Origin of the sequence: Endozoicomonas elysicola, assembly GCF_000710775.1 — a bacterium.
GTDB classification, from domain to species: Bacteria; Pseudomonadota; Gammaproteobacteria; order Pseudomonadales; family Endozoicomonadaceae; genus Endozoicomonas; species Endozoicomonas elysicola.
Genome location: NZ_JOJP01000001.1, coordinates 996,679 through 1,012,580, shown reverse-complemented (window position 1 = coordinate 1,012,580; position 15,902 = coordinate 996,679). Strand labels below are relative to the sequence as shown.

12 protein-coding genes are annotated in these 15,902 nt (G+C 49.2%); 5 read left to right on the top strand and 7 right to left on the bottom strand.

All coding sequences use genetic code 11. The features are described from left to right. Positions 1-76: 76 nt before the first annotated feature. The 4 genes from GV64_RS04235 to GV64_RS04220 all read left to right on the top strand — a co-directional run bounded on the left by GV64_RS04235 (position 77) and on the right by GV64_RS04220 (position 7,476). Complete coding sequence (locus GV64_RS04235; protein ID WP_020584161.1) at positions 77-1,504, top strand: hypothetical protein; 1,428 nt, start codon at positions 77-79, stop codon at positions 1,502-1,504. A 145-nt stretch (positions 1,505-1,649) separates the two neighbouring features. Further along, complete coding sequence (locus GV64_RS04230) at positions 1,650-3,080, top strand: efflux transporter outer membrane subunit (protein WP_081622201.1); 1,431 nt, start codon at positions 1,650-1,652, stop codon at positions 3,078-3,080. Next, a complete protein-coding gene (locus tag GV64_RS04225; RefSeq protein ID WP_020584163.1) occupies positions 3,077-4,342 on the top strand; it encodes an efflux RND transporter periplasmic adaptor subunit in 1,266 nt (421 codons plus the stop codon). The genes GV64_RS04230 and GV64_RS04225 overlap by 4 nt, the downstream gene beginning before the upstream one ends. Further along, on the top strand, positions 4,339-7,476 hold the full coding sequence (locus GV64_RS04220; protein WP_020584164.1) for an efflux RND transporter permease subunit: 3,138 nt from the start codon (positions 4,339-4,341) through the stop codon (positions 7,474-7,476). Before GV64_RS04225 ends, GV64_RS04220 begins: the two co-directional genes overlap by 4 nt. 45 nt (positions 7,477-7,521) lie before the next feature. Here GV64_RS04220 and GV64_RS04215 read toward each other — a convergent pair whose 3' ends face one another. From GV64_RS04215 to focA, 6 genes are all read right to left on the bottom strand, one after another. Further along, a complete protein-coding gene (locus tag GV64_RS04215; RefSeq protein WP_020584165.1) occupies positions 7,522-8,091 on the bottom strand; it encodes a class I SAM-dependent methyltransferase in 570 nt (189 codons plus the stop codon). A gap of 245 nt (positions 8,092-8,336) precedes the next feature. After that, a complete protein-coding gene (locus tag GV64_RS04210; protein ID WP_020584166.1) occupies positions 8,337-9,209 on the bottom strand; it encodes a tetratricopeptide repeat protein in 873 nt (290 codons plus the stop codon). 230 nt (positions 9,210-9,439) lie between these two features. Next, entirely contained in the window at positions 9,440-11,332 is a 1,893-nt protein-coding gene (gene parE, locus GV64_RS04205; RefSeq protein ID WP_020584167.1) for a DNA topoisomerase IV subunit B, read from the bottom strand. 58 nt (positions 11,333-11,390) lie between these two features. Continuing rightward, positions 11,391-11,993: a YqiA/YcfP family alpha/beta fold hydrolase gene (locus GV64_RS04200; protein WP_020584168.1), complete on the bottom strand. Its 603-nt coding sequence runs from the start codon at positions 11,991-11,993 to the stop codon at positions 11,391-11,393. Next, on the bottom strand, positions 11,990-12,535 hold the full coding sequence (locus GV64_RS04195; protein ID WP_020584169.1) for an LOG family protein: 546 nt from the start codon (positions 12,533-12,535) through the stop codon (positions 11,990-11,992). The genes GV64_RS04200 and GV64_RS04195 overlap by 4 nt, the downstream gene beginning before the upstream one ends. Positions 12,536-12,713: 178 nt before the next feature. Further along, on the bottom strand, positions 12,714-13,568 hold the full coding sequence (focA, locus tag GV64_RS04190; RefSeq protein ID WP_020584170.1) for a formate transporter FocA: 855 nt from the start codon (positions 13,566-13,568) through the stop codon (positions 12,714-12,716). A gap of 341 nt (positions 13,569-13,909) precedes the next feature. Between focA and GV64_RS04185 the strand changes: the two genes are divergently transcribed. After that, the gene (locus GV64_RS04185; protein ID WP_152553916.1) at positions 13,910-14,410 is read left to right on the top strand and encodes a hypothetical protein; all 501 of its coding nucleotides are present in this window, start codon (positions 13,910-13,912) and stop codon (positions 14,408-14,410) included. On the opposite strand, the gene GV64_RS04180 is transcribed toward GV64_RS04185, so the two are convergent. After that, positions 14,407-15,900: a S41 family peptidase gene (locus GV64_RS04180; RefSeq protein ID WP_020584172.1), complete on the bottom strand. Its 1,494-nt coding sequence runs from the start codon at positions 15,898-15,900 to the stop codon at positions 14,407-14,409. The genes GV64_RS04185 and GV64_RS04180 overlap by 4 nt on opposite strands. Positions 15,901-15,902 lie beyond the last annotated feature (2 nt).

The window sequence follows — 15,902 nt, the reverse complement described above, 5'->3', positions numbered from 1 at the left end:
AGCTTTTGGCATTTCCCAGTGATGAAACCTGGATTTATGGTGCTTCTACTACGTCCACATCATTAAGAACAACACTGTGAATTCACTATCAGCACTATTTCTGAATGCCCATGTCTGGGATGGCCAGCAGTTCATATTCATGCCTTATTTCCGGGTTCACAATGGCATTATCTGCCACAGTGGAACACAGGAAGCTGATGAGGCAGCGCTTAACCTGGAAGGCGGCTATATCATTCCCGGCATTACCGATATCCATACCCATGCAGACTTTACCGCCAGTGATTCAAGGGCCCGTGATTACGCACTTGGCCAGGGAGTCACCCGCCAGGTCACGGGGCTTTGTGGCTTCCATCCTGTGTATCCGGAATCAACGTCACGTGACGATTATATCCGCTACACTGGGTTTCTCGGTGATACCGCCATGCTCAGCACCTCATGGGAGCATTTTTTCAAGACTCTTGAGCAGACAGGGCCGGTCAAAAAATATCAACTCTTTGGTATCAACAGTTTTCTCTATAACTACCCACTCAGCAGCGATGATGTTCTGGAAGAAAGAATCAATGCATGCATTGAGCAATACCAGAGCTATCCTTTCCAGGGTTTCAGTCTCAGCCTGAACTATCATCCGGTAAAAAGCCTTCCTCCGGAGCGCCTATACCGGTTTATGAACAGCCTGCTTACCCGACTGCCTGTATGCTGTAGCTACCATGTAAGAGATCAGCAGGACCGGATCCTTGAGAGTATTCAGGAAGTCATGAGCTGGCATGAAGGAACAGCGGCACGGTGCCATATCAGCCACCTGAAATTCGGGGGAGCCAGCCACAAGGGCCTGTTTCCAGAGCGTTATCAAACACTGCTGGAATGGCAGAAAAACAGTGCGTTTCCATTAAGCTGGGATACATACCCATTTGCTTTCGCCTCCACCACGCTGACATCCCTGTTCCCAACCACAGATTTCTGGCAGGAGCAGAGCGAAGAGGATGTCTGCCAATGGCTGGTAGACAACCCGCCACCCAGGCTGGCAGAAACCACCATCGTTTGTGATCATGCCCAATTCAACCAGAAGACACTGGGAACTATTGCCAGTGAACTGGGAGAAAGTCTGGAAAAGGCATTACTGACAATCTGCAGGACGCTCAATGGTGGCGGAACCTATCAGCGTGCATTCTGCGAGGAAGAGGATTTGCTCTGGCTGCTGGCACAGCCGGAAACCTTTATCGCTTCTGACAGCTTTGGCCTTGGCCAGGTACACCCAAGATGTACAGATACATTCACTACTGTACTGTTCCGGGCCTGGCAGAAAGGAGAGCAGGCTCTGTGTGAATTGGTACAACGACTTCAACATGGAGCTCATACGGTATTTCCGGAAATTCCACAAACTACACTGGCAGAAGGGCAAGTTGCTGAATTATTTTTCTTTACACCAAAGCCCGGTTCAAATAATCAACCCGCTTTTCTGATACGTGGAACCATCATAGGGAATGAACTGTATCGCTTTGACTGAGCCCTCCTGACGAGATAAAAATTACTGGATAAACTTTGTAGAATTGTTTCTACAAAGTTTATGACCAGAATCATAACACTGGACAGGAAAATGCTTTAAAACCCACCTCTGAAAGGTTTTCCAGTCCATAAATTAATCCTGCCTGATGACCAATCACACTTTTAGACAACGGTTACCGCTCCTTGTTCTGCTTTATGTTTTAACGGGCTGTTCGTTCATGCCTGCAGACCAGACAGAGAATATGCCTGACCTGCAGAAGCAATTTACCCAGTCCGGCAAACACACGGCGTCCGATTACTGGTGGCAGGAGTTTAACGACCCTCAGCTGAACCGACTGGTGAAAGACGCCCTGTCCAATAACTTTTCCCTGAAGTCATATCTCGCACGACTGGAAGAAGCTGCTGCTCAAGCTGATATTCAGGGTTCCAGTCTGTATCCCTCATTGAGTGGATCGATCAAGCCAGGCTACCGCCGGAACATGCAGGAAAACGGCAACATCTATCAGAACGACAACATTGTGTTCGGGCTCAACTCACACTGGGAAATTGATCTGTGGGGGCGGCTGAGTAACCGCAAAGAAGCGGCCGTTAATGAATACCTGGCAAGCTCTGAAGTGCTGCAGTCAGCAGCCATTTCTCTGGCTGGCAATATTGCACGGACCTGGTATCAATTATCAGAGCAGAATGCACGACTGGAAATACTCACTGCACAATTGACCAATATCCAGCAGGTTACCGAAATCTCCCGGTTACGTTACCTGAGCGGTCAGGACTCGATCAGTACGGTATGGCGTCAGGAGCAGCTCGAGGAAGAAATTCGAGCAGACCATCAGCAAACCCTTCGACGGAAAAACATACTGGCCTTCCAACTGAACGTACTGCTGGGTAAAAGCCCTTCTGCAGAACCGTCGTGGCAGTACTCCCGCTTTCCAGAGCTACCTCCTCTACCTTCCACAGGTATACCTGCGGAGCTGATTGAGAACCGGCCGGATATCCGTGACCGCTGGTACCAGTATCAGGCTCGGCGGCATAAAGTTGCTGAAGCCATTTCAGCACGTCTACCGTCGTTTACCTTAACCGCAGGGGCAGATCTGAGCACCAATGATCTGGATGAGCTGTTTGATCTCTGGGCAACCGATTTCGCCATCAGTATGAACATTCCCATCTTTAGCGGTGGCCAGCTGGCAAGTCAGCAGAAGCAGGCAGAAACCCGGGCAACCCGCGCGTTTTATGACTACACCCAGACAGTTCTGACAGCTCTCAGGGAAGTGGAAACCAGTTTACTGGAAGAGCAAAGCAAGCAGGAGCAACTGAACAGTTTGCAGGAGCAGACCCGACTGGCCAGCAATATTCTTGATATTGAAAGTGCCCGCTATCGCCAGGGTATTCAACAGTACCTTGATGTACTGAACGCACAGGAACGGCTGTTTGATTTGCAGTTGCGCTCAGTGAATATCGAACGTCAGGTACTGGACCGACGGATCGCTCTCTATCAGTCGCTGGGCGGCAGAATAATAACCATTGGCAGCAACGGCGAGCTGCTGAGCACAGTACCTTCGGAGACGATTGGGCAATGAAGCTGACTCTGGATAATAGCAGGCGATGGTTCAAAATCATTGCCCCCTGTCTGGTACTGGTACTGGGTGCTGCGGCTGCCAGTTACTACCTGGAAAGCAAGCCCAGAATCCGTGCCCGCAAAGGGCAGACGGTTGCCCGACTGGTGCAGACTCACACCGTCCAGACTGAATCAGCACGCCCTGTGATCACCGGCAATGGTCAGGTCAGGGCGATACATGAAGTCAACCTTCGTTCCCGGCTGAAGGGTGAAATCACCCGGCTGCCAGACCAGTACATTCCCGGTGGGCAGATTTCCAGAGGTGAAGTGCTGCTCCAGATTGATCCCCGGGATCATGAGCTGGCCATTCAGAAAGCCAGAGCCGGTGTGGCAAAAGCACAGGCTACCCTTGAAGAGGAAAAAGGCCGACACAGAGTTGCCCGTCTCGAATATGAACTTTCCGGTAATACCCTGTCAGATAATGAAATCGCGCTGGTGTTGAGAAAGCCACAGCTGGCGGAAGCGGAAGCAAGCCTGAAACGGGCTGAAGCCGAGCTGACCGAAGCACAGATTGACTATGAACGGACCCATATCAAGGCGCCTTTTGATGGCCAGATACGTGCCCGACACGTCAGCATTGGCAGCGTCATTCAGGAAAACACCAATCTTTTTGACCTGGTCGCTACCGATGCATTCTGGCTGGAAGTCAGCCTGCCAGCCCAGTATCTGACATGGCTTACCTTTCCAGCATCTGGAGAAAATACGACAGTAAATGAGTGTAAGGGCTCCCGGGTACATATCCGAAATACCGTGAGCTGGCCCGAGGACATGTATCGTCAGGGCTGTCTGGTCAGTCTGCTGCCCGAACTGGATGACAAGGTCAGAACCGCGACGATACTGGTAGAAATCAAAGACCCTCTCTCCCTCAAACCGGATAACCGGGACAAGCCCAAAATTCTGGTGAATGAGTTCCTGCAGGCCGAAATCCGGGGTCACCAGATTGATCATGTCGTCAGCCTGCCCCGGCGGTTGTTGCAACAAGGCAATCGTGTCTGGCTGATGGATGGTGACAATAAGCTGGAATCCCGCGAAGTTTCCATCGCTTACCACGGACGTGATGATGTGTTGATCAATGGAGGCCTGGTGGCCGGTGAAAAGTTGGTGACCACCTCTCTACCCGGTGCCATTGAAGGCATTGCCCTGCGCACCGATGAACGGGAAAAGAAGAAGCAGGCGATAGCCCTGAATGAATCCGGTCAACCAGCGTCAGAGGAGAGACTGTGAGCCGCCTGTCAGATGCATTGATCAACCGGGGGCCGATCGCCTGGATGGCCCGCAACAGTGTCACCGCCAACCTGCTGATGCTGTTCTTTATTGTTGGTGGGCTTCTGACGTCTTTCCAGATCAGGAAAGAAGTTTACCCCAACTATCAGCTGAACTCGGTAAAAATAACAGTCAGTTACAGTGGCGCCACACCGGATGAGATGGAAATGGGTATTGTTCTGCCCATTGAGAATGCCATCCGGGGGATTGAAGGGATCAAACAGGTCAACTCCAGGGCACTGGGTGGTTTTGCCAATATTACCGCCGAGCTGGTTAATAATGTGAATGTGGACCGGGTGCTTGGCGAGATTGAAAGTGAAGTAAACCGAACCAACCTGCCAGCCGGTGCTGAAAAACCCAGGGTCACCCGTTCTGCCATCCAGCATGAATCCATGGAGTTGATTCTGTATGGCGACGTTGACCCGGTTGCTCTCAGGGAAACCACCAGCCTGGTTAGGGACACCCTGCTGCGATCACCCTACCTGACCCAGGTGGAAATGCACTGGGCCTCCAAATATGAAGTCAAAGTCTACGTTGATAAAGAGAATCTCGAACGATACGGGCTGACCCTGGATAGCCTGTCCAACAGCATTTCCCGCTACGCCGTTACCCAGTCCGGCGGTAAGCTCGAAACAGCTGGCGGGGATATACTGGTTGAGGTGGATAATCGTCAGGAGTGGGCAAAAGATTTTTCTTCCGTCCCCGTGGTCAGTACTGCCCAAGGAGGCCATATCTATCTGGATGAAATCGCCACAATAGAAGATGGTTTTGCTGATCGTAAATTCTCGTTTTTCTATAACGGCAAACCATCCACCAGCATCAAGATATACCGGGTTGGTGACCAGACACCCATCGGTATTTCTGAAGCAGTTCATGACATGATGCCACAGCTTCAGGCACTGCTTCCTCCGGGTATCCTTCTGGAAATCGTAAACGACGATGCCATTCTTTATGAACAGCGTATGGCACTGCTGTTAAAAAATGCCTTTTCAGGGCTGGTTCTCGTTCTGGTGGTACTGGCACTGTTTCTGGATCTGCGTCTGGCCTTCTGGGTCACCATGGGTATTCCAACGGCCTTTCTGGGCTCCCTGATTTTCCTTCCCGCCATGGATGTATCCATCAATATGATTTCCATGTTTGCCTTTATCATCGCATTGGGCATTGTGGTGGATGACGCCATTATTGCCGGGGAAAACGTCTACGATCATATGAATCAGGGAATGCCGTTTGCCCAGGCGGCCATTATCGGTGTTAAGGATATTGCCGTTCCCCTGACATTCAGCATCCTGACCAACATCGTAGCGTTTATTCCCATCTGGTTCCTGCCCGGAACCATGGGCATGATGTTCCAGGTCATTCCCCTGGTGGTGATCACCGTATTTGCCATTTCCTGGATTGAGGCCCTGTTCATTCTCCCTGCCCACCTGGTACACCTTAAGAATGATAATCCGGCACTGATCTTTCGCTTTGCCACGGCACTGCAGGCCCTTTTCAACCGAGGGCTGAACCGATTAATTGTCCATTTCTACAAACCGGTGATGCGTGTACTGCTGGAGTTCCGCTATCTCGTGGTTGCCCTGGGCATTGCCATGTTAATGACATCGATCAGCTATATTGCCGGTGGCCATATGGGTTTTACCACCATGCCAAAAGTGGAAGCCGAGTTTTCGGTAGGTCGGGCAACTCTGCCAGTAGGAACTTCTCTGGAGGACGCCACAGCCATTCGTCATCGACTGGAACGCTCCGCACAGAAAGTCATGGATGAAAACGGTGGCAAAGCACTGGTCAAGGGCATCTCCAGTATACAGCGGAACCTTGATGGCGAATTTATCATCATTGTTCGTATGTTCCTCCAGCCTTCTGAAGTTAGAACAATGAGCACCAAAGAAGTCTCCCGGCTCTGGCGGGAGTCCACCGGTACTATTCCCGGGGTTGAAGGTATTCGTTTCTCATCAGCAGGCAGCGGCCCTGGCAGTGATGTCGCCGGTGTCACCATTGAAATGCGCCATCATGACAACAATATGCTTGAAGAAGCCAGTAATGAGCTGGCCATGATGCTCGCCGGTTACGCCGGTGTTATTGATATTGAAAACACATTCTCATCCGGCAGCAGCAAGCTGAATCTGAAACTACTGCCTGCTGGGCAAAGTCTGGGTCTGAATGAAAAGGAACTGGCCAAACAGGTTCGCTCTGCCTTTAATGGGGTGCGCTCTATTCGCCAGCAACGGGGCAGTGAAGAGGTTGACATCAAAGTCATGCTGCCAGACTACCAGCGTGCCAGTGAGTTCGATCTGGAGCAGTTACCGGTTCGGGTTGGTAATGATTACGTTCCCCTTGGGCAGGTTGCCAGTATCACCCGTGATTACTCCGCCTCTGTCATCCAACGACGGGAAGGCCGACGCCGGGTTATTGTCAGCGCTGATATTACCCCATCGTCAGAAGCCATGACCTTGAGCCAGACGCTGTCAGAGGAGACTTTTCCAATCCTGAAGCAGAGCTACCCCGGACTGGATATCGGTTTCCGTGGAGATCAGATTGAGCAGAAAGAGAGCATGGACAGTCTATTCGTGAACGGCATTATGGTAATGCTGGCCCTGTACTGCCTGCTGGCGATTCCATTCCGTAGTTACAGTCAGCCATTTATTATCATGGCCATTATTCCTTTTGGGCTGATTGGCTCTGTGCTGGGCCATGTTGCCCTTGGCTATACCATGAGCGTAGTAAGCTTACTGGGTGTACTGGCCCTCAGCGGTGTAGTAATTAACGACAGTCTTATTCTGGTAACAGAAGCCAATGAGCGACGGGAGAAGGACATGCTTGGAGTGCATGACGCCCTGCTAGAAGCTTGTCATCGTCGCTTCCGCCCAATCATTCTCACAACGCTTACGACCTTTGGTGGTCTGGCTCCCATGATTCTGGAAACCTCCAATCAGGCCAGGTTTATGATCCCCATGGCTATATCCCTTGGCTTTGGTATTCTATTTGCCACCTTTATCACGTTGCTTCTGCTGCCCTGCATGTACTCAGTGCTTGAAGATATTAAAGGGGTGTTTACCAACACGGCTTATGAGGCTGAAGTTCCTCTAAAGAGCTGACTTACTGCCTGTGTTTTGAGTAACTTTAAAATGGATGCTTGTCATTTAAAGGCAAGCGTCCTTTCTAAACGTCATGATGTAATGATCAGGACAACCACTGCTGTCCATGTTCATAATATGAAAACCTGCCTGACGAACTTCATCCAGAGCTTGGGCAGGCTTTACCCTGGCGTGGCCACCCCTGAAATCAACAAACACAACCATCACCTTATCGTCGATTTGCTGATGCAGGTTACTCAGAAAGCGGGGACGATCCTGGATAAAACGATAAACATTAGCCAGAAAAACAATATCAACCGACTCAGGAAGACAGGGATCTGTATGTTCACACAACCTGGTTTCTATATTGGATAACCCCTCCTCCCTGAAGCGCTGATCCATATAGCTGACCATACAGGCCTCGGTGTCCAGCGCATAGATCTTCCCCCTGGGCGCAAGACGGGCAAACTGGCTGGCAAAATAGCCAGTACCGGCACCAACATCCGCAATTGAGGTATCTTCACGGAGTGCCAGACTGTTCAATACATGAGGCGTGTTCTGCCATTCGACACGATGCTCTGAGTCGAATATCTCACTGCACTTTTTCGGATCTGCAAAGCTGACAGGCTTAACCATACCCAATACATCTCCTCTACAAACCTAATAACCAACTAAAGAACTCAGTTATTATGCCCAAAGGAAATCTGAATTGCATACGTAAAGATTCATATTTCCTGCATCTTATCCATTCAAATAAATATCCTTATAACAGTAATGGCTTGAGTGAAGAAGAAAGCTGGAGCTGAAGAGGAAAAACGCAAAGACACAGCAGGTTCAGTTCTCTGTGTCTTAGTAGTGACATTGTTTCCGCCAGAATCGGCCTAACTACTTTCCTCATCCGGTAGTTCTGGCTGTAACAGCTTCTTAAACGACAGATGGTCATGCAAAACTTCAAAAGCCGTTTCACTGGCGACTTCATCTTTTAATGCCGGAGATTGCAGTATGGCAGTTTCAAGATCTCGTACCGCTTCATCATACTGTCCAAGTGCCGCTTCAGCACAGGCCCTTTGCCAGTAGGCAAGCGCATACTCTTGATCATGGTCAATCGCTTGATTGGTCAGAGACAGTGCCCATCGAGCCTCACCAAGATCCAGCAAAGAATCCGCCTTATAGGTCAGTGCCTCAACATCATCAGGGTTGATTTCCAGAATCTGGTCATAGATGTTGATCTGCTCATGAAGGTTCGTCTCAAGCCCTGCACGCATCCATAATGAATGAACCTGATTGGTTTGTGAGATCTTTTCCTGCGCAGAAATAATCTGCTCCGAACGCATCACCAGTTTGTTCTCAAGCTCATTCAGCCTTTTCTCATACTCCAGTGTCATCTGAGAAACCTGGCTTTCGACCTGAGCCTTAATGGTTTCACGCACTTCACGCAATGAGCGCCACCCAAGCAAAACCAGAATCGAGGCCGCGGCAGTGATGATGAAGAAGATATTGTTGACGGTATCCGTTGTATAACGAACAGCCCGATCTGAGGCATCCAACCGGGCTTCAGCAACTTTGTTGGTCAGCTCAGTCCGCATAAACTGCTGATCCTGACGGAGATTCTTGAGCTCATCAAGAATATAGCGCTCGATAAACGGCTTATAGAGGGGCTCATCAATCTCAGCAGGGGGCTGAGCCTTAACTGAAGAGATGTTCAGTATTACACAGCAGACAAGCAGCAGCTTATGGATAAGTTTATGAGGCATTAACCCTCCCTGGATTAGCCATCATCTGATAACAACTGCGTTAAAGTTCCACCTTATCCCGATTCAGGAAAACGGGTCAATGAGGTGACTATCGGCTTATCAACGAGTCTATAAAGCTGGACGGGAGAGGGTGAAGAGAGTCTCAATGCCGTGAAACTCTCTCGATTCTTGAATAGCTCAATAGCTTTACGTTAATGAGCTATTTGAGATTTAATGTTTAATGATGTGAATTAAGCGATTTCAACCAGATTGCCCCTGGACTCCAACCAGGATTTGCGGTCTGAACTGCGCTTCTTAGCCAACAGCATATCCATCCGCTGGGTAGTCTCTTCCTCGTCATCCAGAGTCAGCTGAACCAGGCGACGAGTGTCGGCAGACATGGTGGTTTCGCGTAACTGCAGAGGGTTCATTTCACCCAGCCCCTTGAAGCGCTGAACATTAATCTTGCCTTTCTTTTTCTCGGCACGGATACGTTCAAGGATACCCTCTTTTTCCGCCTCATCCAGGGCGTAAAACACTTCTTTAGCTACATCAATCCGATACAGCGGAGGCATGGCCACATAAACATGACCTTGCTTAACCAGTGGGCGAAAGTGTTGAACAAATAAAGCGCAGAGTAAGGTCGCAATGTGCAGGCCATCAGAGTCAGCATCGGCCAGAATACAAATCTTGCCATACCGCAGTCCGCCAAGATCATCTGAAGCCGGATCAACACCCAGAGCTACTGAAATATCGTGAATTTCCTGAGAGGCCAGTACTTCAGAAGAGTCGACTTCCCAGCTGTTCAGGATTTTACCCCGCAGCGGCATGATTGCCTGATACTCTCGATCACGAGCCTGTTTTGCTGAACCACCAGCCGAATCTCCCTCGACCAGGAAAAGCTCCGTCATGTTCAGGTCCTGACTGGAACAATCCGCCAGTTTGCCAGGCAGTGCCGGCCCCTGAGTGACTTTTTTGCGGGCAACCTTTTTGGCTTTGCGCATCCGTTTCTGCGCATTGCTGATACAAAGTTCAGCCAGCAACTCACCTTCGGCAGTATGCTGGTTCAACCAGAGGCTGAAGGCGTCTTTTGCCACACCAGAAACAAAAGCGGCACACTCTCTTGAAGAAAGGCGCTCCTTGGTCTGGCCGGAAAACTGTGGGTCAGCCAGCTTAGCAGACAAGACATAGGCGCAGTTTTCCCATAGGTCATCACCACCGAGCTTAACACCACGGGGTAGAAGGTTCCGGAATTCACAGAACTCTCGAATAGCTTCCAGTAAACCGGTTCGCAAACCATTGACATGGGTACCACCGAGAGGCGTTGGAATCAGGTTTACATAACTTTCAGTGAGTAACTCTCCTCCTTCAGGCAACCACTGGACGGCCCAGTCCACAGCTTCGCTTTCACCTTTCAGTGAGCCCGTAAAAGGTTCCGCAGGCAGTGTACTGAACCCCCTGGTTGCACTCTTAAGGTAGTCATTCAAGCCATCTTCGTAGTACCACTCGGTAACGTCGTCGGAAATCTTGTCATTAAACTCAACCCGCAGACCAGGGCACAGTACTGCCTTGGCACGGAGGATGTGCATCAGCCGGGGGACTGAAAAGCGTGGAGAGTCGAAGTAACTGGGGTCGGGCCAGAAATGCACCGTTGTTCCGGTATTACGACGCCCACAGGTACCCACCTCATGCAGGTCTTCGTCCTTGTAGCCATCTTTAAAGCTGATGGACGAAACCACGCCACCACGGCGAGCGGTTACTTCCAACCGGCTGGAGAGCGCATTGACGACGGAAACACCCACCCCGTGCAAACCACCGGAGAACTGGTAATTTTTATTGGAGAACTTACCACCAGCGTGCAACCGAGTCAGAATCAGCTCTATACCAGAGATGCCATGTTCCGGGTGGATATCAGTCGGCATACCACGGCCATCATCCACTACTTCCAGAGACTGGTCTTTGTGCAGAGTGACCTTGATATAGGAGGCAAAACCTGCCAGCGCCTCATCCACACTGTTGTCGATGATTTCCTGGGCAAGATGGTTTGGCCGGGTAGTATCGGTATACATGCCGGGGCGTTTGCGCACCGGGTCGAGGCCACTGAGTACTTCAATCGCCTCGGCATTGTAGTCGTTCTTTACCATGAGTCCTTGCTGACAAATCGTTTAATGAAGGAAGTGTAACGAATGCACAGGGATTTGTTCAAACGGATGTCAGAAAATCGAAGACTTCTGGGAGAATATCTTCAAAATGATCAAAGGCATGAGTACCTCCTTCCTGAACGATGGCTCTGCATTCTTTATACTTGTCCACAGCCAGTCGGTAGTCCAACGTTTCATCTCCCGTCTGAACCAGTAACAGAGTGTTTTCAGGTGAAGGTGCTGGTTCTACTTCCAGAAGTAACAGTTGTTCAACGTACTCTTCCGTCATGACCCAATCAGCACCGGTATGGTAGTTTTTCTGAGGACCAAGAAATGCCTCAAATCGCTCATGGGGAACAACTGCAGGGTTGATCAACACAAGCCGAACCTTTTGCTGGTGCCTATTATTCACTAGCCAATCCAATAACCAGGTACCAAGAAAGCCGCCCAGTGAACTTCCAATAATGTAGATGTCTCGCTGGTTTATCGACTTTTTAAGGTGGCTTTGTAAACACTGAATGATATCAGATGGAAAGACTGGCAAATCTGGTACCCAGAGCTCAACTTCCATATGGTGCTGCTGCACATACTCTACCGTTTGAATGGCTTTCCGAGACTGGGAGGAGCTGTTCAAACCATGAAGGTAAACAAGCAGCGGCTTCATATTATGGCTTCCATCAATCTATCCACAAGTTCAACCGGAGACCGTTCAATAACCAGCTGGTCATACCAGTATTGAGTAATAAAGCCTTCATTCACAGCATTTTCCAACCACGCTAACAAATGATCATAATAGCCAGCCGTATTCAAAATGGCACAGGGTTTACCATGGTAACCTATCTGCTTATGAGCAATTTCCTGAAACAGTTCATCCATACTGCCGGCACCACCAGACAACGTGATAAAGCCATCAGCCAGCTCACTCATTTTCTGCTTACGCTCATGCATGTCATTCACATGAATCAATTCACTCAAACCGTTATGGGCCTGCTCCTGTTCGACAAGAGCATGGGGAATAACACCAACCACCTTGCCACCACAGGCAAGAGCACGATCGGCAATAGCTCCCATCAAGCCAACATTGCCGCCGCCGTAGACAATAGTCACACCTCTTTCTACCAGTTTATTCACCAGTATTTCAGCCGCCTGACGATAGGCCTCCTGCCGGCCATATCGGGCACCACAGAATATTGCAACGGACTTCATAGCTCTCCCCCAGCCACTTTAATTTCCAGCACTTATCTTTTCATCATCAGATAATACCAGTCACAATACCACTCGGCATGAAAGAATTGTCACTTCACACCATTGCATACAGGTACAAAAAAGCGGCTATAAAAAGCCGCTTTAATGCAATGAGAACTGACCATTCAGGATGGGAAAATTATCCCTTCACACGAAGGTACACAAACCACTTACTCAAACCGACCATAACACCACCACCAATGATGTTACCAATAGTCACTGGCAGCAGGTTCATAAAGATATTGGTCAGGTTAATCATATCAAAGTCCGCTGCCGTATAACCGATGGCCTGCCAGAACTCAGGACCTGCCAGAGACTTGATCATGTAGCCCATTGGCAGCAGGTACATATTGGCAACTGAGTGCTCAAAACCTGCTACAACGAATGCTGCAACTGGAAGAATACAGGCCATCATTTTACCAGCAGCCGTACGCGCACTCAGCGTCATCCAGTAGCACAGGCAGACCAGCAGGTTACAGAGAACGCCGAGGATTAATGCCTGGAAGAATGGGTAGCCCAGCTTGGCCTTGGCAATATACATGGAAGAGAGACCTACCTGACCATTGCCGCCTTCCCAGACACCACCACCGATAATCAGCAGGGCAAAAAGAATAGAACCGATAAAGTTACCAACGTAAACCAGCCCCCAGTTCTTTACGATGTTGCGGAACTTCAGCTTGCCAGTTGCCTTACCCATCAGCAACAACGTGCTGCTGGTAAACAGTTCTGCACCACAGAGCACCACGAGCATCAGGCCGGTACTGAACACAATACCACCCACCAGCTTGGACATACCGTAAGGCATGCCTTGAGCTCCAGCCATAACCACGGAATAAAACATTCCGGCGATCGCAACAAAGATACCAGCCATAATCGCCAGAATCATGGTTACTTCAGGATGCTTTTTTGCTTTACCTATTGCCGCCTGCTCAGCCAGCTTTGCCATTTCCGCAGGAGGAACTGCACCATAGTTGGGCATATTTTGAACTTGCATCGGGTTATCCACAGCCAATCGATTTTGGCGCTAAGTCTATCAGTGAGAGGAATCAGGTATCAGAGTGGTAAATTCAGCGGGTATTGTGAAAAATACCTAGTACAGTGCAGCCTTGAGCTAGTGAAAAAGAAACTGACTTCATAAAAAGTAATCAGTGAACAAAAATAGTGCATTAAAAAATAGATGAGGTCTGGGAAAAAGAATAGTTGATTATTGTGATCGATATAGGGAGGATAAAGAAAATCGTCTTATAAAAAATGCTGTTCAATATCTACTGGCATAGAACATACCATTTTCCGGTTCTCCATATAAATGGAGAGAAGGATGGAGGAAAAGGTGCCATGAATGGTCATCTGTTTATCATTGCCTTAGGAGTAACCGTTCTGAGCACGGCTCAGGCAAACGACCATGTCAGAATGATAGACTCAATGGGTCAGATTTCCGAAGTTCATTCCTCCGTTAAAGATCATACCTCTGCTATTGAACTGAGCAACCAATCTCTAAATCCGGCTGATAATGCCAAAGGCCTGCGTATTGACTATCAGCCATTTGACAGCAATTTCAGTATGTCTGCGGGCAGCTTTCATAACTCTTCCAAAGACTCTCAGACCGCACGCTATAACAACAAGACATACCTTGGCGTAGGCTGGAAGAAAATGGTTGATCAGGCACGATTGGATGTGAGAGTCGACGTTGGCGCTGTTTATGAAAATAACGAGGGGCACAACCTTGCAACCCCCTCAGTCAATAGTTTGAAGTCCATTTCAAGAAATAATTTCGATGAAACGGAAACTGCACGCTGGCAGCCCGTTATCAGCTTTGGTGTTTCCTACCGTTTTTAAGGCTTGGTCTTCATTGGTTTCAGGGCAGCCGTTTTCTTTTCTTCTGATTTACCAGCAGTGACTGCGTTAATGTGCATCCCTTTCAAAACATTCAGAGCCTGGTTTAACTGGTAATCTTGAGCCAGCATATTCGCTATTTCTTTTTCTGCCTTCCTGGCATTTGAGCTGGCCTCTGACTGTTTCTGACTTAATGTCCCCTGATCTTCTTTATTGCCATTGCTCAGATGTCTCTGAAGATCTGCTTCTTTATATTGCTGAGGTGCATCAATCGGCGTTACCTTAGCCCGCTGTACCACAATATCGGGTTTGATGCCTTCCGCCTGAATCGAACGCCCATTAGGCGTATAATAAAGTGCTGTCGTCAGCTTCAAGCCTTTTGCAGAATCGACACTTAAGGGTAATACCGTTTGTACCGATCCCTTACCAAAAGACTCGGTTCCCATCAAAACCGCACGATTATGATCCTGCAAAGCGCCGGCAACAATTTCTGAAGCTGAGGCAGAACCACCATTGATTAAGACAACCAGTGGAACCCCCTGTGAAGGATCATCAGCGGTGGCGTTAAATCGTAGCTCAGAGTTTGGGATACGCCCTTCGGTGTAAACAATTAAGCCTTCGCTGATGAAAGCATCGGTAACACCAACCGCAGCCTGAAGAACACCACCAGGGTTGTTGCGAAGATCAAGAACCAGACCATGAAGTTTGCCGTCTTTCTGATCTTTCTTCAGTTCCTTCAGTGTATCGACAAGTTCTTTGCCGGTATCCGCCTGAAACTGGCTGACACGAATATAACCGTAACCCGGCTCAAGATTCTTAGCCTTGACACTTTGAACTTTAATGACAGCACGTTCCAAAGAGATCTCAAGCGGTTTCTCCTCACCTTCACGAACAATCGTCAACTTGATAGGCGTTCCAGCCTTACCGCGCATCTTGTCGACAGACTCCCCCAGGTTCATCCCCTTAACAGAGACATCATCCAGTTTGATAATCAGATCTCCTGCCTGAACACCTGCTTTTGATGCCGGGGTATCATCAATGGGGCTAACCACCTTGATAAAGCCATCTTCCATGCCTACTTCTATACCAAGCCCTCCAAACTCTCCTGACGTATTTTCTTCCAGTTCTTTAAAGTCATCAGGCTTCAAATAGGCAGAGTGAGGGTCAAGACCACTCAGCATCCCTTGAATGGCGTTTTCGAGTAGCGTCCTGTCATCCACTTCCTCAACATAGGCCTTTTTAATACGCTCCATGACTTCGGTAAAAGTCCGAAGCTCATCAAGAGGGAGTCTGCCTTTCAGTTCCTCCTTCTCTTCTTGAGAGTGCTCAGCCTCCAACTCAACCGGTGCCTGACCGGTATTTCCGGTAACAGGGATCTCAAGAGCTTGTGGCTCCTGACCGACAGTATCAGCCCAGCCATTCAGTGCCAGGCTGGTAGCCAGCGCTAAAGATGATGCCTTGAAAAGCCGGTTGAGGTTAAAAATCAAATTCATGA